Source organism: Bifidobacterium sp. MSTE12 (assembly GCF_000513015.1).
Taxonomy (GTDB): domain Bacteria; phylum Actinomycetota; class Actinomycetes; order Actinomycetales; family Bifidobacteriaceae; genus Bifidobacterium; species Bifidobacterium dentium.
This window is the reverse complement of the sequence record NZ_AZYA01000015.1, coordinates 1-19,988: the sequence shown is the minus strand read 5'-3', so window position 1 is coordinate 19,988 and position 19,988 is coordinate 1. Positions and strand designations below refer to the sequence as shown.

The 19,988-nt window shown below is 59.4% G+C and carries 14 protein-coding genes; 9 read left to right on the top strand and 5 right to left on the bottom strand.

All coding sequences use genetic code 11. From position 1 onward, the window contains the following. Positions 1-148: 148 nt before the first annotated feature. Positions 149-3,139, top strand: coding sequence for a cation-translocating P-type ATPase (locus HMPREF1494_RS04370; protein ID WP_034520071.1), 2,991 nt, complete (start codon positions 149-151; stop codon positions 3,137-3,139). A gap of 153 nt (positions 3,140-3,292) precedes the next feature. Here the strand turns inward: HMPREF1494_RS04370 and dcd are convergent, their stop codons facing one another. From dcd to HMPREF1494_RS04355, 3 genes are all read right to left on the bottom strand, one after another. After that, positions 3,293-3,874, bottom strand: coding sequence for a dCTP deaminase (gene dcd / locus HMPREF1494_RS04365; protein ID WP_003838455.1), 582 nt, complete (start codon positions 3,872-3,874; stop codon positions 3,293-3,295). A 110-nt stretch (positions 3,875-3,984) separates the two neighbouring features. Continuing rightward, complete coding sequence (locus HMPREF1494_RS04360; RefSeq protein WP_034520068.1) at positions 3,985-4,743, bottom strand: alpha/beta hydrolase; 759 nt, start codon at positions 4,741-4,743, stop codon at positions 3,985-3,987. A gap of 287 nt (positions 4,744-5,030) precedes the next feature. After that, positions 5,031-7,103 (bottom strand): Na+/H+ antiporter, encoded by a 2,073-nt coding sequence (locus HMPREF1494_RS04355; protein ID WP_003838459.1) that lies wholly within the window; start codon positions 7,101-7,103, stop codon positions 5,031-5,033. Positions 7,104-7,184: 81 nt separating this feature from the next. Here HMPREF1494_RS04355 and HMPREF1494_RS04350 point away from each other — a divergent pair, with 81 nt between their 5' ends. Together HMPREF1494_RS04350 and HMPREF1494_RS04345 are read left to right on the top strand one after the other, a co-directional pair. Continuing rightward, on the top strand, positions 7,185-7,640 hold the full coding sequence (locus HMPREF1494_RS04350) for a nucleoside deaminase (protein ID WP_003838461.1): 456 nt from the start codon (positions 7,185-7,187) through the stop codon (positions 7,638-7,640). 157 nt (positions 7,641-7,797) lie between these two features. After that, positions 7,798-10,092, top strand: a complete 2,295-nt coding sequence (locus HMPREF1494_RS04345) for an alpha-galactosidase (protein WP_034520059.1) — start codon at positions 7,798-7,800, stop codon at positions 10,090-10,092. Between the two features lie 448 nt (positions 10,093-10,540). Here HMPREF1494_RS04345 and HMPREF1494_RS04340 read toward each other — a convergent pair whose 3' ends face one another. After that, positions 10,541-11,743: an ROK family protein gene (locus HMPREF1494_RS04340; protein ID WP_034520055.1), complete on the bottom strand. Its 1,203-nt coding sequence runs from the start codon at positions 11,741-11,743 to the stop codon at positions 10,541-10,543. Positions 11,744-11,925: 182 nt separating this feature from the next. Here HMPREF1494_RS04340 and HMPREF1494_RS04335 point away from each other — a divergent pair, with 182 nt between their 5' ends. The 6 genes from HMPREF1494_RS04335 (at position 11,926) to ilvA (ending at position 18,835) form a co-directional block, all read left to right on the top strand. Continuing rightward, positions 11,926-13,218: an ABC transporter substrate-binding protein gene (locus HMPREF1494_RS04335; protein ID WP_034520053.1), complete on the top strand. Its 1,293-nt coding sequence runs from the start codon at positions 11,926-11,928 to the stop codon at positions 13,216-13,218. 14 nt (positions 13,219-13,232) lie between these two features. Further along, a complete protein-coding gene (locus tag HMPREF1494_RS04330) occupies positions 13,233-14,147 on the top strand; it encodes a carbohydrate ABC transporter permease (RefSeq protein ID WP_012902605.1) in 915 nt (304 codons plus the stop codon). Between the two features lie 20 nt (positions 14,148-14,167). Then, positions 14,168-15,043 (top strand): carbohydrate ABC transporter permease, encoded by an 876-nt coding sequence (locus HMPREF1494_RS04325; RefSeq protein WP_003843078.1) that lies wholly within the window; start codon positions 14,168-14,170, stop codon positions 15,041-15,043. A gap of 218 nt (positions 15,044-15,261) precedes the next feature. Further along, the gene (locus tag HMPREF1494_RS11435; RefSeq protein ID WP_155807150.1) at positions 15,262-15,402 is read left to right on the top strand and encodes a hypothetical protein; all 141 of its coding nucleotides are present in this window, start codon (positions 15,262-15,264) and stop codon (positions 15,400-15,402) included. A 178-nt stretch (positions 15,403-15,580) separates the two neighbouring features. Beyond that, positions 15,581-17,401 carry a glycoside hydrolase family 13 protein gene (locus HMPREF1494_RS04320; protein WP_034520047.1) on the top strand — a complete coding sequence of 607 codons (1,821 nt, stop codon included), beginning with the start codon at positions 15,581-15,583 and terminating at the stop codon, positions 17,399-17,401. Positions 17,402-17,569: 168 nt separating this feature from the next. Further along, on the top strand, positions 17,570-18,835 hold the full coding sequence (gene ilvA / locus HMPREF1494_RS04315; protein ID WP_003838478.1) for a threonine ammonia-lyase: 1,266 nt from the start codon (positions 17,570-17,572) through the stop codon (positions 18,833-18,835). Between the two features lie 328 nt (positions 18,836-19,163). On the opposite strand, the gene HMPREF1494_RS04310 is transcribed toward ilvA, so the two are convergent. Next, positions 19,164-19,928, bottom strand: coding sequence for a Sir2 family NAD-dependent protein deacetylase (locus HMPREF1494_RS04310; protein WP_034520044.1), 765 nt, complete (start codon positions 19,926-19,928; stop codon positions 19,164-19,166). Positions 19,929-19,988: the final 60 nt, after the last annotated feature.

Below are 19,988 nucleotides of genomic sequence, written 5' to 3'. Positions count from 1 at the left end.
TGCGGGTGCGTCGCCTCGTTACGAAACAGTCACTGTGTGCAATAATGGCATGAATGCGTTGCCGGCAATCGCCGTAGCGCCCACAACCGCGCAGCTTCGCCGTATCAGGTGAAACTGACTACTCCGCGGCGCTCCCAAGGAGATCATCATGGTTGATCACAAGAACGATCAAGCCATTCAGTCCCACCGCTCTGTCTCAGGCGAGTCCGAACGTCCCATGGACGTCAATGCCATACAGGACGTTCTGCCTCACGGTGTGGATCCGTCACTGACCGATGCGCAGGCCGTGGCGGACGCGCTCAATGTCGATCCGAATATGGGCCTGAGCCAGGCGGAGGCCGAACGGAGGCTTGCGAAATTCGGGCCGAACGAACTCGCCTCCGCACCTCCCGTACCGAAATGGAAGAAATTCCTGGCCCAATTCCGAGACCCGCTCGTATACCTGCTGCTGGCCGCCACCGCCATCTCGCTGATCGCATGGTTCATCGAACGGGCCAATGCGGCACCCGGAACGGAAAGCGGTGAAATACTGCCGTTCGACGCCATCGTCATCGTGCTCATACTCATCGTCAACGCGGTGCTCGGCTACATTCAGGAATCTAAGGCGGAACAGGCCGTCGAAGCGCTTTCGCAAATGACCGCGCCGCAGACCAATGTGCTACGCGACGGCAGGATCATCCGCATCAACACCGTCGACGTGGTGCCGGGCGACATCATCGTGCTCGGCGAAGGCGACTCCGTCTCCGCCGACGGTCGACTGTGCGTCGCCGCATCCCTGAGAATCGCGGAAGCCAGCCTGACCGGCGAAAGCGTGGCGGTCGGCAAGAAGGCGGATACGCTCGAACAGGCGAAGGCTCTCGGCGACCGCGCCAACATGGTATTCAACGGCACCTCCGTAACGCAAGGTACCGGCCGTGCCATCGTGACCGGTACCGGCATGAACACCCAGGTCGGCAAGATAGCCGACCTGTTGCAAGCCACCGAAGATGACGAAAGCCCGTTGCAGAAGGAGATGAACTACGTCTCCAAGGTTCTGGGCATTGCGGTGTGCATCATCGCGGCCGTCGTACTCGTGGCGCTTGCGATCACCGAAGGATTCAACGACATCCACGACGTGATCGACTCGCTGCTACTGGCCGTCTCATTGGCCGTGGCGGCCGTACCGGAAGGATTGGCCGCGATTCTAACGGTGGTGCTCGCCCTCGGCGTGCAGCGCATGGCCATGCACCATGCGATCGTCAAGAAGCTGCATTCCGTGGAAACACTTGGCTCCGCATCGGTGATCTGCTCCGACAAGACCGGAACGCTCACCCGCAACGAGATGACCGTGGAACGCGTGGTCACCCCCAGCGGTGAAGTGCAGATTACCGGCACGGGCTATGCGCCGGAAGGCCGCATGGTGATAGTGGACCAACGAACGCCGGAACGTGCCGCAATCGAGATGGAAGCGGTGGCGACATTGGGTGTCGGTGCGTTAGCCAATGACGGCGACCTGCGGGAACACACAGAATCCGGCATATGGGAAGCCGTCGGCGATCCCACGGAAGTTTCCTTGATCGTCGGTGCACGCAAGGTGAAGGCCGACCGGAGATATGCGCACTACGGTCGCGTCGGCGAGATCCCGTTCACTTCCGAACGAAAGCGCATGTCGATAGTTGCGCAGGATAATGCGGATGCCGGCAGACTGACGGTCTTTTCGAAAGGTGCGCCGGATGTGCTGCTTGGCTATTGCAACAGGATCGCCGTCGACGGTGCCGTCCGTCCACTCACGGAAGGTGATCGTCAACAGATTCTGGCGACGGTCGAACGCCTTTCCAGCGAAGCCTATCGTACGCTGGGACAGGCCTATCGCCCGCTCGGTACGGCATCGCTTGCCGACGTGCCCGGCGTAACGATCAACGCCGCAGGCCATGTCGCCGATATCGCGGAACAAAGCGACGTGCTGGAGTCCGAACTGATCTGGGTCGGCATGGTCGGCATCATCGATCCTCCGCGCACCGAAGTGCGTGCCTCCGTCTCCGAAGCGCATCGGGCCGGCATCCGTACCGTCATGATCACCGGCGACCATCCGCTCACCGCGGCTCGCATCGCCACCGACTTGGGCATCATCGAACAGGGCGGCAAGGCGTTGACCGGCGACCAACTGGACGCGCTGCCCGGCGACGATGCATTCGACAAAGCGACGGCGGAAGTCTCCGTCTACGCTCGCGTGGCGCCGGAACACAAGTTGAAGATCGTGAAGTCCCTGCAACGCCAAGGCAACATCGTGGCCATGACCGGCGACGGCGTGAACGACGCTCCGGCCGTGAAAACCGCCGACATCGGCGTCGCCATGGGCATCACCGGCACCGAAGTGACCAAGCAGAGCGCAAAGATGATCCTCGCCGACGACAACTTCAGCACCATCGTCGCCGCCGTGCGCGAAGGCCGTGGAATCTTCGACAACATCAGGAAATTCCTACGCTATCTGTTGAGCTCCAACGTAGGTGAGGTGTTCACCGTGTTCGGTGGCGTGATCTTCGCCGGATTCCTTGGCATCACCCAGCCGGGTACGCAAGGTGTGACCGTGCCGTTGCTCGCCACGCAGCTGCTGTGGATTAACCTGCTCACCGACGCGGCTCCGGCACTCGCCATGGGCGTTGACCCGTCCACCGACGACGTGATGGCCCGCAAGCCACGCCGCCTGACCGACCGCGTGATCGACGGCGAAATGTGGGGCGACATCATCTTCATCGGCGTGATCATGGCCGCCGTGACGCTGATCGGCATGGACATGCACCTGGCTGGGGGCCTGTTTACGGACCGTTCCGTCGCGGCCGTCGGGCATGAGGCGCAGATGATCGAGGCCCGTACGATGGGCTTTACGATTCTCGTGTTCGCGCAGATGTTCAATGCGCTCGCCTCGCGCTCGCACCTGCAGTCGGTATTCGTCGGATTGTTCGCCAACAAGTGGCTGTGGGGCGCGATCGGTGTTTCCGTGGCATTGCAGTTGGCGGTGATCTATGTGCCGTTCCTCAACACCGCGTTCGGCACCGTGCCGTTGAGTGCCGGAGCATGGCTCGAATGCGTCGGTCTGGCACTGATCGTGCTCATCGCCTCCGAACTGCGCAAGTGCGTACTGCGTGCCATGCGCCGATAACGCCGGGAGGTACGCAGCGTTCCCTCTGACGAGGGGATGCCGGCTGACGGTTGAAGGCCGACTAGGGGAGAAGAGCGGCCAGAGCAAGAGGTGCTCGTCGGGTATTCCGACGAGCACCTCCATGGTTGCGAAGCCAAACGGCTTAAGGGCCGATCAGTCTTGGATCTCGGCCTTGTAAAAATTCACATACGAGCGGCTCGGTGTCGGCCCGCGCTGGCCCTGATAATGCGAGCCGGTGCCCTGCGAGCCGTATGGGTGCTCGGCTGGCGAACTCAACCGGAAGAAGCACATCTGGCCGATTTTCATGCCCGGCCACAGCTTCACCGGCAACGTGGACACGTTGGATAGCTCCAATGTGATATGCCCCTCGAAGCCCGGGTCGATGAATCCCGCGGTGGAATGGGTCAGAATGCCCAAGCGACCCAGAGAGCTCTTGCCTTCCAATCGTGCCGCGACGGTCGAATCCAGCTTCACGTACTCCCAAGTGGAGCCCAGTGCGAACTCGCCCGGGTGCAGGATCCACGGCTCGTCCGCAGCGACCTCGAACTGTTCGGTCAGCTCGCCCTGATTCTCCGCCGGATCGACATACGTGTACGCATGATTGTTGAACAGGCGGAAGAAGCGGTCCAAACGTACATCGATCGAAGCCGGCTGCACCATTTCCGGAGTCCACGGATCAAGTGAGATATGACCGTCGGCCTGAGCGGCGAGAATGTCGCGATCGGACAGCAGCATCAAAACTCCTTCAAGTCGTAACCGCGCACTCTTCGCGCGCAAAAACCACACTGTCCATCAGTCTAGCGCGTTGCCGCTATAACGCGGGGCGGCCCTGCCACCTCGCCGGACTACAGCACGCCTGGTGCGATGTCGTGCATGGCCAGCCAGTCTCGCAGATCGCTGAACTCATCGAGGCTGACGGCATGGTCGAGGCCACGGTAGCCTTTCGCAGTCAGGAACGTGTGTTCGTCCAGCCAGGCGGCGGTGGCGAAGATCTCCGGCTTGGGAATCACGGTATCGCTGTTGCCGTACCCATAGAAAACCGGTACGTTGAGCGCGGCCAGACGATCATCGGCGGGCGCGGTACCGGCAACGGACCCCGGCGAGAGGAAACCGGACAACGAAACCGACGCAAGATAGCGTTCCGGGTGGACCCGCAGCAGATGAATCGCAAGCAGGCCTCCCTGCGAAAAGCCAATCGGCACGACGGCACGGTCTTCGGGAACGTTCTCAGCGACCCAGTCATCAATCGCGCTCGCCGCAGCGAACGCATCGCGGTCCAAATCATCGCCGGAAGGTACGCAATCATGGAACCAGGAATAGGCGCCCTGGCCGAAGCCGAATTCGCCCGAACCGGCCTCTTGCAACACGAGCGGCGCACGCAGCGAGGCGAAATCGTTATATGGGGCGACGTAGCGCATCATATCGGCAAGATCGGCCTCATTCGAACCCCAGCCATGCAGGCATAGGAACAGTGGCCGCCGTGGGGCCGCACAGCCGCCGCCAGGTGAATACTGCGCGTATGCTACCTGCAACGGCTCGCCGAAACGGCCCGGTACCACATTCGATTCGCGTCCGATCAGATTGCCTTCGAGTGCTTCGTTCATGCCTCTCAATATAGCGCGCGACGCGATGGCTGAATGTTGCCGGTGGAAAAAAGAAGACCCCGGTGGGATCGCCACCGGGGAGAGAAAGGAGAGAGAAGAAGAAAGGGTTCAATTTTCGGGAACTGATGTGGCTCCTGACCAGCTGCTGTTTGCTGATGCTTCTTATATAAGCAGTCCTTTCTGAGTGCATGGCTGAGGTTTTCTGTGAACTTTCTGGGAATTGCGAATCTCGGATATCGTTGTGGATTTTTCGACTCGGATTCGTCTCGCTCGCTGTAGTGCAGAATTCAGATCTGGGCATCGGCGTCGACGCTCATCACGTAGACGTTGCGGCGCAGCTGCTTGGACTGTGCGCGGGTGATGTCGCCTGCTTCGTACATGTCCTGAATCACACCGAGCTCGATGCCGTAGCTCTCGCGTTTGACCTCTTCGGCCTGCGCCTGTGCTTCGGCGCTGTCGCCCACATTCGGGCGTGCGCGCAGCGCGGCCTCGCCTCGACGGTAATCCAGCAACAGGCCGGAACAATGCTCGGTGTTGTACGTATCCTTGCCCATCTCCTCATACAGTCGATCGATCACGTGCTCGATCGCGTCCACCTGCACGGTGCGCGTATGGGCGAATAGCTCGTCGTCGCTGAACAACGGCGTGGTGCGGCGAATCTTGCTGTTCACGCGGCGTACGAACATGCCCGTACGGCGTTGCAGCGCCCTGAACCGGCCTTTCAGCTGCCAGATGGTGCGTCCGGAATCATGGGCGGTCTCGATATGGCGCAACGAGTTCATGATCTGATCGAGCAGACGTTCGCAGGCTTCGGCTTCCAAGTCGTTGGCCGCCTTGTTCTCGCTCGGATGCGCCTTCACGTCGGCCAATCGCGCCTTCACATACTCTTTCTCCCAGTTGAGCGCGGCAATCTGCAGTTGCATGTAGCCCTGCGGGTCGGTTTCGCCGATGCGCTGCTTAAGCCGTGTGATGCGCTTCGTGTAGGAATCGATGATCATGAGCACGGCCTTGCGATTGTCGGGCGTGACTCGCCCCGTCAGCTCCTCTACGGTTCGACGCAGCACCTCGATGGTGATTTCGCTCATCTCCACGGAAGCGTCTTTATTGCGGTTCGGCGCGAGCAACGGCAGCAGGAAGTTGGCGAGCAGCAGCGTCACCACGATTACGCCACCCGCGATGAAGATCAGCTCGTCACGCATCGGGAACCATTCGCCGCTGCTGACGGTGTAGGGGATGGTGAACATCAACGATAGCGTGATGGTGCCTTTCGGTCCGCCGAACGTCATGACGGCGGCCGATCGCCAACGTGCCAACGTCATCTTGCGACGCTTGTGCGTGGTCGTATCACGGGCGACGCGCAGCATGAGCGAAATCCATAGGAAACGCATGACGATCACCACTGCGGAAACGGTCAGGATGGCCATCAGCAGCCGCCAGTTGCTGACCGTCGGATCATCCCAGCTGGCGCTCATCGCATCCGGGAGCAGCATGCCGAGCAGAATGAACACGGTACCGTTCAGCGTGAACGACAGTACGCCCCATACGCTTGACGATACGATGTTCGTGCGTGCCACGTTCGGTCCGATGCCGGTATGGTCGAAGCGGATGGTCAGACCGGCGGCGACGACTGCGAGAATGCCGGAGACATGCGCCGCTTCCGCACCCAGATACAGCAGGAACGGTAGGAAAAGCTCCATGAGGATTCTGCTGGTAGTCGTCTCCCAACCGACGGAACGCAGCGATTCGAACAGCACATCGGCAATCATGCCCATGGCCAGGCCGAAAATGGCTCCACCAAAGAACGACACGACGAATTGCGTTGCCGACTGACCGATTTCAAAGACTCCGCTGATGGCCGCCGCTATGGCGAACTGGAAGCCGACGATGCCGGAAGCGTCATTGAACAGGGATTCACCCTTCAGCACGCCAGCCTGACGCTGTGTCAGTGCGGCCTCCTTGCCAAGAGACGATACCGCCACCGCATCGGTAGGTCCCAGTGCGGCACCAAGTGCAAGGGCCGCGGCGAGAGTGATCGAAGGCCATATGGAGTGGAGGACGAAACCGACCGCCACCATGGTGGCGATGGCCAATCCGATGGCTAGGGACAACGACAATTTGACTGAGCGCAGCAGCTCGCGTTTGTCGATTTCATGCGCCTCGAGATACAGCAGCGGCGCAATGAACAACACCATGAACAGTTCCGGGTCGAGCGTGACGTCCGGAAAGAACGGCATTTGCGTGGCCAATGCCCCCAATGCGATCTGCACGAGCGGGGTGGAGACCTTGGGAATAAAGCGGCTGAGGAATGAGGACAATACGACGGCAGCGATAATGCATAGGATGAGTTCGAATACTGCCAACGTGCCTCCTTCGCGCGTGATTTCCCCGCCGAATCCAGACTACCAAGGGGTATTAATGTGCGTGTTTCGTACACTGGAGGCATGGCATGGGATGCAGGTATGGAAGTCGCGCTTCGGTTGGCACGTGAAGCGGCCGCCGAAGGGGAGGTACCCGTCGGGGCCGTGGTATTGGATGCCGCCGGACAGGTGATCGGCCGGGGTCGCAACCTGCGGGAGGCCGACCGCGATCCGTTGGCCCATGCCGAGGTCAAGGCCATGACTGAGGCCGCGCATGCACTCGGTACTTGGAACCTTGCCGATTGCACGCTTATCGTCACGCTCGAACCTTGCCCGATGTGCGCAGGCGCCTGCTTGCAGACGCATATCGGCCGCATCGTCTTCGGGGCGTGGGATGCCAAGCTTGGTGCATGCGGCTCGGTTTGGGATATTCCCCGTGATCCGCATATCGGCAGCGTCCCGGAAGTCATCGGCGGCATGCACGAATCGGAATGTGCGCGGATCCTCACGGATTTTTTCACCGACAAACGAATCCGCTGACAGGAATCGTCCCCACGGAATGCCGTATGGAATCGTAGCGAACGTTCGAATTACTTTCCGAAAATAAGAAACACGCTGCGGTGGGTCAAGGAAAAACGGTTGCCGTAGCATCGAAAACGTCATATAAGGAATCACTCGCATATCAAAGGATGTTGCAATGACGCTCATTCAATCGTTTCAAGGATCCGCTTCCGACGGTACTGCACTGACCGCCGTCTATGCTGAACAGTCGGCCAGCGGCGTGGCCCTTGCCATCGTGTTCCCCGGTAGCGAGCTGCCGCGACTGGTGTATTGGGGTCGTCCGCTGTCCGCCCCTGAAACCGTGATCGGACTATACGACGCCCTGCATCCGCAACGCGTCTCCGGTGCGCTCGACTACACCGCATGGCCGAGCGTGCTACCGACCCAATCCGAATCCTGGATCGGCGCCAAGCGTTTTGAAATCCGTCGCGACGGCCGCGAGCTGTTCTGCAAGTTCGCCGTCACCGACATCAAGGCCGAAACCGTGGAAGACGGCAACGTCTACGAGATGACCGTGAAGAACGGCTATCCACAGTGGAACGTAGCCTCCGAACCAAAGCGGACGCCGACCATCACCGCCACCGCCGAAGACGTGGAACAGGGTGTGAAACTCATCTGGACCTGCGAAATCGACGTGAGCGGTCTCGTACGCCAGCAGGCTACCGTAATCAACACCGGCGACGGCCTGCTCGAAGTCGGCAAGGTGGAACTTGGCTTCCCCGTGCCGGCCGACGCCACCGAAATCCTCACCACCACCGGCCATCATCTGCGTGAGCGCTCGCCGCAACGTCAGCCGCTGACCGTCGGTCGTTTCGAAAAGGTCTCGATGACCGGTCGCCCTGATTTCGATGCAACCCTGCTGCTTTCCCTCGGCGAAACCGGCTTTGGATTCACCCGTGGCAACGTCTATTCCGCACATGTCGCATGGAGCGGCAACAGCGTGCTCTCCGCGGAGCGACTGCCTTACACCACCGGTATGCTCGGCGGCGGCGAAATGCTTTTCGGCGGTGAAATCACGCTGGCCGGCGGCGAAGAATACACGACCCCATGGGTGTGTGGATCCTTTGGCGAGGGACTCAACGAAGTCGCCTCCCGATTCCATTCGTTCATCCGCAACGCGCATCGCGACTGGAACGCCAAGCACGGCATTGCCCCCAAGCCGCGTCCGGTCATCCTCAACACTTGGGAGGCCGTCTATTTCAACCACGACTACGACACCCTCACCGCACTGGCCGACAAGGCCGTGGAAAGCGGTGTGGAACGCTTTGTGGTGGATGACGGTTGGTTCGGCTCCCGCCGTGATGACACTTCCGGCCTCGGCGACTGGGAGATTTCGCAGGATGTGTGGCCTGACGGCGACAAGTCGCTGAAGGCGCTCGCCGACTATGTGCACGGCAAGGGTCTTGAGTTCGGCCTGTGGTTCGAGCCGGAAATGGTCAACCCCGATTCCGACATGTTCCGCGCGCATCCGGATTGGGTCCTGAAGCCCACCGCCGGTCGTCTGCCGATGCAGGGGCGCACCCAGCAGGTCGTCGACCTGACCAATCCCGACGCCTATGCCTATGTGTATGGCGCCATGAACAAGCTCGTCGGCGAACTTGGCATCGATTACATCAAATGGGATCACAACAAGCTCGTCACCGAAGCCGTTTCGCCGTATTCCGGCCGTCCGGCGGTGCATGAGCAGACGCTTGCCGTCTATAGGATCTTCACCGATCTGAAGGCCGCTCACCCGGGGCTCGAAATCGAAAGCTGCTCCTCTGGCGGTGGCCGTGTGGATCTCGGCATCCTCGAAGTGGCCGACCGTATCTGGGGCTCCGACTGTGTCGATCCGGTGGAACGCGCCGATATTCAACGCTACACCTCGCTGCTCGTGCCTCCGGAGATGATCGGTGAACATGTGGGCGCTTCCCCCGCACATTCCACGCACCGTGCCACTTCGCAGGAGTTGCGCATGGCCATGGCGTTCTTCGGGCACATGGGCATCGAATGGAACCTGCTTAAGGAGCCGCAGGCCGACATCGACAAGCTTGCCGAATGGGTCGCCGAGTTCAAAAAGCATCGTGAATGGTTCGCCGTCGATACGGTGGTGCATTCCGATGCCGCCGATCCGGCCGTACGCGTGGATGGTTGCGTCATGCCGAACAAGGCCGCCGCAATCTACCGCTTCACGCAACTGACCACTTCGCAGACCTACCCAGCCGCACCGGTGCGTCTGCCAGGCCTCGATCCGGACAAGGTGTACGAGGTGTCACCGCTTGACGTGAGTCTCGATCTGATCAAGCAGGACATCACCAATGGCCAGAGCCCGCTCGGCTGGTGGAATCCTGAAGGCGTGAAGATGACCGGCCGTGCGCTCGAGACCTACGGCATTCGCCCGCCGTCCCTCCACCCCGCTCAGGCCGTCCTGTTCAAGGTCGTGGAAATCTGACGGCCTAAAGTTGCTTAACGGCTTCTTTCGAAGATTGCGCCGCGCTGATTGTCGGATTGAGGATGATCGATGGAGTGCGGTTCGATTCGGAGGAAGCCGTTTTGCATGATATCCATGGATGCAAGAGAGTACTTCCGTTCGGTTGCGGCGATTCATGCAAACACGATCCGCGAATAGGAACTTTGTGACGAATCGGGCATGGTACCTAGGTCGATACGGTCTGAACTGCTCATAAAAACCGCCATTTTCCAAGGGTATGGGTTTAGGAAATCCGGCTCGAAGGAAGTTGCTGGACGCACGACCCGCTAAAAGCACCTCACATGGCAAGCGTGCACGGCCATATCGTTACGAGTACACCGTGCAGGCTCGGCATCAGCCAGGTATGTCGACTTGAGATTTTGCGGTGCGGCATTTTTCGCCACGATTCTCCCCCCGAACGGGAATCACGTTAGCTTACATACTGACGGATGGCCTGAGCGGCTGCGGCCTTGGCCCATAGCGCCCAGTCGTGGTCGGGAATCTCGAAATCCACCGGTGCGGCCTGGCTGTGCCGATAGTTGTTGATGCCGTTGCGCAGGTCATCGATGCCAAGCTGGGCGATGAACGACGATTCGCCTGCAATCATGATTTTCTCCGGCATGGCGATGTTCGCAATCGTCGCCACCAGCGTTCCCAGCCGGAAGCATGTACGGTTCACGAGTTTCGTGGCCTGCGGCACATTCGCTTTGGCGTCGCGGGCGAAATCGGCGAATGTGACCACGTGGCCGATGGCATGGGAGTATTCCTCCACGATGGAGTCGTCGCTCAAACATTGCGCGCATCCCTTGTGGCCGGATACGCAGCGTGGACCTTCCGGATCAACCAGAATATGCCCCACCAGACCGTAGGATTTGTCCGGGCAGTTCACCAGTTCGCCGTTCAGCGCCAGCGAATAGCCCACGCCCACCCCGACCGTGAGCACGGCGAAGCTGCTCAGTCCCACTCCCGAGCCGAACCAGCAGGCATCCACCAGCAACGAATCGATGTCGTTGTAGATGCCGGTCGGCAGTCCGGTGGCCGCATGTACCATCTGCGAAAGATGCACTGGTTGCGACCAGTGCATGAACGGCGCGAACGTTACCACCGAATCATTCACCACGTGGCCGCCGATCGAAATGCCGGCCGCGCAAGGCTTCGGCCATCCGGCCATTGCGGCCTCGCTGGAGCAGTCTGTGATCAGCCGTTTGATGATCTGCACCACGACTTCCGGCGAGGCATCGTCAATCGCTTGCTCGTGGCAGCCGGTGATGATATGCCCGCCTGCGTTCACGGCCACGGCGGAAGCGAGCGAGGCGTTCAATTTGATGCCCACGAACGTGCGTGCATTCGTGATGATGCGCAGTCCCGTCTGCGGACGGCCACGACGCTCGCCGTTCTCTTTCGTCGTGAATCCTCTCGGTAATTTGCCCGTCTGATCGGCGGCCATCGGAGTCTCTTCGACAACGCCGGCGTAAATCAGATCGCTGGTGATGCGCGAGATTGCTCCCTGCGAAAGACCGAGGATCTGCGCTAGCGTGATGCGTGCGATCGGCCCGTATTTCATGATGCTGGCCGCCACTTTGTGGGTATAGCTCGAGCCGTCGAACCACTGTGGAAGAGGAGAATCTGCCATGTGTACGTTCCTTCGTGCCGATTTACTTTCTCAGAATAACAAAATCTCGACGTTTAGTTTCCGCTGGCCGAGGGCACGCAGGCGCTGGGAATGAAAACCGTCTCCATCTAGCATCCTAGATAACGGCGGCGTGGTAAAGATGCCGCGATTGCCGCAAACAAGGAAGTAGCAAGGAGTCGAGAATGAAACCTGATTCCACAACCAGTGTAGGCAAGATCAGGAGGATTGCATACCGTGCGCTTACCGCTGCATGTGCAGTTGCGATTACGGCCGGCCTCGCCGGCTGCGGCAACAGCACCGCGGGAACCGTTACGTTGGATTTCTTCCAATTCAAAGCCGAGGCTGCGGATTGGTTCACGGCGAAGGCCCGCGAATTCGAGAAGACCCATCCCAACATCAAGATCAACGTCAACAATTCCTCTGATGCAACCACCGATTTGCGTACGCGCTTGGTGAAAAACCGTGAACCTGACGTCATCACCATCAACGGCGACATCAATTACGGCATGCTGGCTGAGGCGGGCGTGTTCCATGACTTCACCGATGACGAAATCGTCGATAAGCTTAATCCGGGCATGGTGAAGATCGCCAAGAGCCTGGTGCAGACGGAGGACCAGTCCAAGAAGCGTCTGTACGCCATTCCGTATGCCGGCAACGCAAGCGGCTATATCATCAACGCCGACGTGTGGGAGGCTGCCGGCGAGGACCCCGACAATCCTCCGCAGACCTGGAGCGAATTCATCGCACTGCTCAAGCGGTTCAAGGCGAAGGGCCTCACGCCTATCGAAGCGAGTACCGCCGATCCGTGGACACTGCAGGCCCCGCTGTCTTCCCTCAACTCCACGCTGGTGCCGGAGTCGGAATACAGCAAGCTCAAAGATGGCTCCAAGACGTTCTCCGACCTGTGGAGCACGGTCAGCGACGAGTTGATTGAAATCTATCAGAACTACACGCAGAAGAATCCGGCCGTCACCTACCAGCAGGCCACGCAGGATCTGGCAGGCGGCAAGGCGGCAATTCTGCCGCTGGGTACATATGCGATTCCACAGGTGCGCCTGATCAACAAGAAGGCCAACCTCCGCTTCGCGCAGATGCCGGCCACCGACAATGTCAAGGAGCAGCAGCTCACCGCCGGCGATGACGTGATGCTGACCATGGGCGCACACACCAAGCATGAGAAAGAGGCGCGCGAATTCGTGGACTTCCTCATGAGCGAGGAGAACGTGAAGGACTACTCCAAGCAGCAGTCCGCATTCACTCCGTACAAGGACACCTACGTGGGTGATGACGCGTTGAACGGCGTGCTGAGCTTCTACAAGGCAGGCAAGCTGACCGACTTCTGCGACCACTATGTGCCGGCCAGCATCAACATCGCAGGCTTCCTGCAGACGTTGATCCAGACGGGAAACAAAGACAAATTCCTGAACAGCATGCAGTCCGAATACGACAAGATCGAAGCTAGGAACTTCAGGTGAGAGGAGGCACGGACATGACTGGCAATACTGCAATGAAGCCTGCGAAGAAAAAGGTTTCGAAATTCTCCAAGCGCAAGGTCGATCCGGCGTTCTACTGGATGACCATACCGGCCGCGATTCTGGTGGCGATCTTCCTGTACTGGCCGTTCCTGCAGGGCGCGGCGTATTCGTTCACCAACTCGCAGGGCTATGGCGATTTCAAGTTCATTGGCTTCAAGAACTACATCGCGATGTTCCAGGATGCGCGTGTGGGCAACGCCTACATGTTCACGATTTTCATCGCGGTGCTGATCACGATTGGCACGAACTTCATCGGCATGTTCCTGGCGGTGCTTCTGAATTCCAGGATCGCCTTCAAGAACGGCTTCCGTGCGATCTTCTTCATTCCGTACACCCTGTCGGTGCTGGTCATCGGCTACGTGTTCAAGTACATCTTCATGACTCCGCTGCCGGAGCTCGGCCAGGCGTTGCATATCGACTGGCTGTCCACATCGATGATCTCCAATCCTGATCTGGCGTGGTTCCCGATCGTGTTCCTGTCAATCTGGCAGGGCGTGGCCTACTCCACCCTGCTGTATCTGGCGGGTCTGCAGACCATCGACAACGAGATCTATGAAGCGGCGTCCATCGACGGCGTGAACGCTTGGCAGAACTTCTGGCAGATCACCTTCCCGCTGATCGGCCCCTTCTTCACGATCAACATGGTTCTGAGCCTCAAGAACTCGCTCGGCGCGTTCGACCAGATCATGGCGTTGACCAAGGGCGGCCCGGATTCCAAGACCGAAACCGTGTCGTACTTGATCTTCCAGAACGGCTTGGGCAATGGCGAATACTCCTATCAGATGGCGAACGCGGTCACGTTCTTCATCGTGCTGGCAATCCTCGCATTCGTGCAGCTGAAGTTCTTCAGCGGCAAGGAAAAGGTCTGAGAGAGTAAGGGGAAGCAATCATGACTAGCGCAACTGTTGCGGCAAAGACCGCCGCGTCCTCCGGCAAGCCGGAGAAGATCCGCAAGGACCACAACATCAACTGGTGGCTTACCGCGGCCGTGGCCGTGCTCAGCCTGACCGTGCTGGTGCCGCTGTACTTCACCGTGGTCACCGCGTTGAAGACTCCGGGCGAGGCGGGCACGTTCACCCTGCCGACCTCCTGGGAATGGCATAACTTCGCCGATGCATGGAACAAGGTGAACTATCCGAAGGCAGCGCTCAATTCCGCGATCATCACCGTGTGCGCGGTGGTGCTGACGCTGCTGACCAACACCTTCGTGGCGTACGCGGTCGCAAGAAATATGGATAAGCGATTCTTCCGCTTCCTGTATTACTTCTTCCTGGCGATGATGTTCGTGCCGTTCACCGTGATCATGCTGCCGATCGCCAAGGAGATGGGTTCGCTGCACCTTGACAACCAGCTCGGCCTGATCGTGCTGTACACGATTCTCGGCATCGGCACCAACCTGTTCATCGCGATCGGCTTCATCCGTTCGATTCCGGTGTCGTTGGAAGAGGCGGCGCGCATCGACGGCGCTTCGACCTGGCGCATTTTCTGGACGATCATCTTCCCGTTGATGGGACCGATCAACGCCACCATTGCGATTCTGACCGCACTGTGGGCATGGAATGACTTCCTGCTGCCGTTGATCACCCTGACCGATCAGAGCAACCAGACCATTCCGCTCGCACAGTACGTGTTCCAGAGCCAGTTCACCTCGAACTATCCGATGGCCTTCGCCTCCTACCTGATGGCTATGGCTCCGGTGCTCATCGTCTACGTCTTCGCCCAGAAGTGGGTTGTCGGCGGCGTGATGAGGGGCGCTGTGAAGTAACACTTCACAGCGCCGAGCGGGACGAGCCGTGAAACGGAGAGCCCTGTGGGCTCTCCGTAGGCGAACCGAGCAGTCGTGCTGCGAGGTGGAGTCCCGTGAGGTAGACACTGAGTCCGCGCGAAGCGTGGTCCTTAGTTGCAGGACGCTGTGAAGTAACACTTCACAGCGCCGAGCGGGAATCCTCGTTTTCGGGGATTCCCGCTTTTGCATATCAGGGCATGGCATGCCTATTCGTGATGCCGCGCGACCTGATGGAGGCCGCCACCATCGATGGCGCCGGCCAATATCAGACCGACGTAGCGCTGTTCAACGCGGACGTCGGCGGCGAAGATGTTGCTGTGCTCACGAGCCGACGATAACCATAATGCCGATTCGCATCAAGTGCCGCCGGAATCCACCGTCTGGTATATCTGCCGCTGAAAAACATTCATTTCCTGCATTGCGAAACGCGCCGTGGGCAAGAAAGAAAAAATGACTTACTTACCATGGAGTAGTTAGGAATTCTGCCCCGACACAGTAGCAAAGGAGCTCACGAACATGACTGATTTCAATCGTTCCACCCTTCCCGACGCCGTCCGTTCCAACGGCGCCACCCCGAACCCATGGTGGGCGAACGCGGTGGTCTACCAAATCTATCCGCGCTCCTTCCAAGACACCAACGGCGATGGCATCGGCGACCTGAAGGGCATCACCGGCCGGCTCGATTATCTCGCCGACCTCGGCGTGGATGTGCTGTGGCTGTCTCCGGTCTTCAAATCCCCGCAGGACGACAACGGCTACGACATCTCCGACTATCAGGACATCGATCCGCTGTTCGGCACATTGGAAGATATGGACGAGTTGCTCGCCGAAGCCCATAAGCGCGGGCTGAAGGTCATCATGGATCTGGTCGTCAACCACACCTCCGACGAGCATGCTTGGTTCCAGGCTTCGCGAGACAAGAGCGACCCACATGCCGACTGGTACTGGTGGCGTCCCGCCAAGCCGGGGCACGAGCCAGGCACGCCGGGAGCCGAACCGAACCAGTGGGGCTCCTACTTCGGCGGTTCCGCATGGCAGTACGATCCGAAGCGCGGCGAATACTTCCTCCACCAGTATTCCAAGAAGCAGCCCGACCTCAACTGGGAGAATCCGGAGGTTCGCAAGGCCGTCTACAAGATGATGAACTGGTGGATGGATCGCGGCATCGACGGCTTCCGCATGGATGTGATCACGCAGATCTCCAAAACCATCGACGCCAACGGCAAACTACCCGGTGAGGAAGGCTCCGAAATCGCCGATAATCCAGTCGGCGAGGAAGGCTACTCCAGCCCGTTCCCGTTCTGCTCCGACGGTCCGCGCATCGATGAATTCCTCGCCGAAATGCGTCGCGAGGTCTTCGAGGGCCGTGAAGGTTTCATGAACGTGGGCGAAGCTCCGGGCGTCACCCCGGCTCGCAACGAGCACATCACCGATCCAAAGAACGGCGAACTCGACATGCTGTTCCTGTTCGACCACGTCGGCGTGGATCAGGCGGTCTCCAAATGGGATGTCGTACCGTTCGAGGTCAGGAACCTGCGAGCCCGTATGGCCGACCAGCAGGCTGCCGTAAAAAACGCCGGCTGGGCCAGCCTGTTCTTCTGCAACCACGATCAGCCACGCGTCGTGTCCCGCTGGGGCAACGACTCCGACCGTGAATCACGCGAACTGAGCGCCAAGGCGTTCGGCATGCTGCTGCATATGCACCGTGGCACCCCATACATCTACGAAGGCGAGGAACTGGGCATGACCAACGCCCACTTCACCGAGCTTGGCCAGTATCGCGATCTGGAGGCAATCAACGCCTACCGTCAGCGCGTGGAGGAAGCCAAATGCCAATCGTCTGAATCCATGATGGCGGCCCTCGCATTAATCGGCCGCGACAACGCACGCACGCCGATGCAGTGGGATGCGTCCAAATATGCCGGTTTCACCGCCGCTGACGCCGCGACCGAGCCGTGGATCAGCGTCAATCCGAACCGTGTGGAAATCAACGCCGCCGAAGAGTTCGACGACCCGGAGTCCGTGTACAGCTTCTACAAGAAGCTCATCGCCATGCGCCACAACAACGCGACCATCGCAACCGGCGAATGGAATCTACTGGACGCCGACGATGACCAGGTGTATGCCTTCACCCGCACCAGCGGTGACGACACGATTCTCGTAATCGTCAATGTCTCTGACAAGTCGTCCGACGTTCCAACACAAGTCGCCGACCTGCTTGCGGGCGGCATAAACGAATCACAAGTACTGCTGAGCACCTATGATGCTATGCGTAGTGTGAAGTCGATCGCTCGCGGCGAGCTTGCTCGTTGGGAGGGAGTCGTGATTCAGCTCTGATCGATCTTTCCCTATAACTCTCTGCAAAGTCACCCGGCAGGTTCATCACGGAACCTCCCGGGTGTTCTTATTCATCCGGCATCCACTGGCGGGGGGTATGACGCAACGTCACCCATATGCCGGCCCATGACCCGCAACTTCGGCAGACGTCCGCCTACAATTGCGCTCATGGAACAAAAAGAGGTTCTCAAAGCATTGCAGCGCGATCACGCAGCTGAACTGAAACTGGCCGCCGAACGACTCGCGGGCACCGCACGCCATACGGAAATCATTCCGTCTCCGACGTTGTCCGAAATGACCGGACATGAGATTCTGCTCAAGCCTGAGAATCTTCAGGTCACCGGATCGTTCAAGATCCGCGGCGCCTACAACAAGATCGCCTCCCTGACCGACGAGGAGCTGGCTCGAGGCATCGTCACCGCGTCCGCGGGCAATCACGCCCAAGGTGTGGCCTATGCGGCCCGTGAGCGTGGGGCCAAGGCCACCATCTGCATGCCGACCATCACTCCGCCGCTTAAGGTTGACGCCACCAAGGCATACGGCGCCGATGTGGTGCTGCACGGTGATGTGTTCGACGAGGCGGCGGCATATGCCGCCAAGCTCTCCGAAGAGCAGGGCATGATTTTCGTGCCGCCGTTCGACGATTACGAAGTGATTTGCGGCCAAGGTACCATCGCCCTTGAGATTCTTGAGGACGTACCGAACGTCACTGACATCGTCGTGCCGCTCGGCGGCGGTGGTCTGGGTGCGGGCGTTGCGCTCGCCGTCAAGACCTTCAAACCGGAAGTGCGCGTGATTGGCGCCATCCCGGAAGGCTCTCCGGCCTACAAGAATTCGCTGGCGGCCGGTCGTGTGATGTCCGCCGACCAGGTGGTCACTTCCGCGGAAGGCGTCGCGGTAAAGCGCCCGGGCGACCTGCCGTTCGCATTGCTTAACGAGTTCCTCGATGACATCGTCACCGTTTCCGAACGCGACATCAACGAGATGATTCTGCTGATGCTCGAAAAGCACAAACTTGTCGTCGAAGCGGCCGGTGCCGTGTCACTGGCTGCGTTGGAGCATCTAAATCTGCGCTCGCGCAAATTCGCCTCAGCTGAGGGGCCTCATGTGGTCGTGCCGATCATGTCGGGTGGCAATATCGATACTGTGACCATGGGCGCCGTGATTCAGAAGGGCATGATCGCCCGCGGCCGCATCATGAATTTCGAGGTCGAGCTGCCGGATACCCCGGGCCAGCTCGTCAAGGTGGCCACGCTACTGGCCAAGGAGCGCGCCAACGTCATCGCGTTGGACCATGACCAGTTCAAGGCGTCCGGTCACTACACCAATGCGGTGTCATTGGGCGTGACCGTCGAGACCAATGGTCCTGACCACATCGACCGCATTCTTGAGGCGTTGAAGGAAGCCGGTTTCCAGCCCAAGCGCATTTACTGATCGTTGAGGCTCGTGGTTCGGCGAATTTGCCGGGTATTACGTTGGTGGCCCCGATCCGTCTGCGGATCGGGGCCACCAACGTGTAGAGAGCCGAGCAAAATGCCCCCTAACTCGCCGTCTGACAGTCGTGTGAGCACGCTCGAAGATTCTCTCGTTGCCGATGCTGAAAAATGGCCATACTTCCAGTGTGGCCTTTGGCGATTCGGGCGGGAGTGCTCACACGACTGCCAGATGGCGAGTTAGGGGGTATTTGGTACATTCGCTACCATGCTTTGTGCGTAGGGCCGTGGGGTGGTGCTCAAACGTGATGTTCTGCGATTCGCTCGAGTTACTGCCTGTTGCGCTCTGCCGTGATGGTTTCGTCGACGAGGCGAGGTAGCGCCACCGCGATGTCGTCACGGATCAGGCGGTCGGCCAAGCGGTCATACTGCGTGTGCCCCATGTTCATGATGGTGATCGGCACGCCTGCCTGTGCGGCTACCGGCACGATGCTGGCCGCTGGCATCACTTCCAGAGTGGAGCCGATGACCCACAGTTCGTCGGCCTGCGTAGCCAGTCGATATGACTTTTCCATGGCTCCGTCCGGCAACGCCTCGCCGAAGTAGACCACATCGGTTTTGATAAGGCCGTTGCAAGGCATACTGCCACTGTACGGTAGTTTGCGGTGACAGTGCGGGTCTGGCTCGTTGTCAAGATTCGCCATGATGTCGGCGGTGTCGTACTTGGCATGGCATTTCATGCAGTGCGATGTGCCGATGGTGCCGTGCAGATTCACGATGACGTTGTCGCTATTGCCGGCCTTCTCGTGTAGGGCATCAAAGTTTTGCGTGGCCAGAAGCGTCAGCATGCCCGCCTGTTCCAGTTTGACCAACGCCTTGTGCGCCTCGCCTGGTTGTGCGTTCCACACTGGCGATTCTTTTTGCCAGCGCCAGGAATATTCGCGGTCTTCCTCATTGGCGAGGAATGCGTCGATGTCGTAGACGTTCATCTGCTCAGGATGCTTGGTCCAAACGCCGTCCGGACCACGGAAGTCGGGAATGCCTGCGGATGTGGAAATACCCGCGCCTGTCAGTACTGCGATTTTCTTGCTCATACCCAATACATACCACCGCTGGGTTTCCTGTATTGGGTGGTTGGTTCTTGTTGTGTGGTT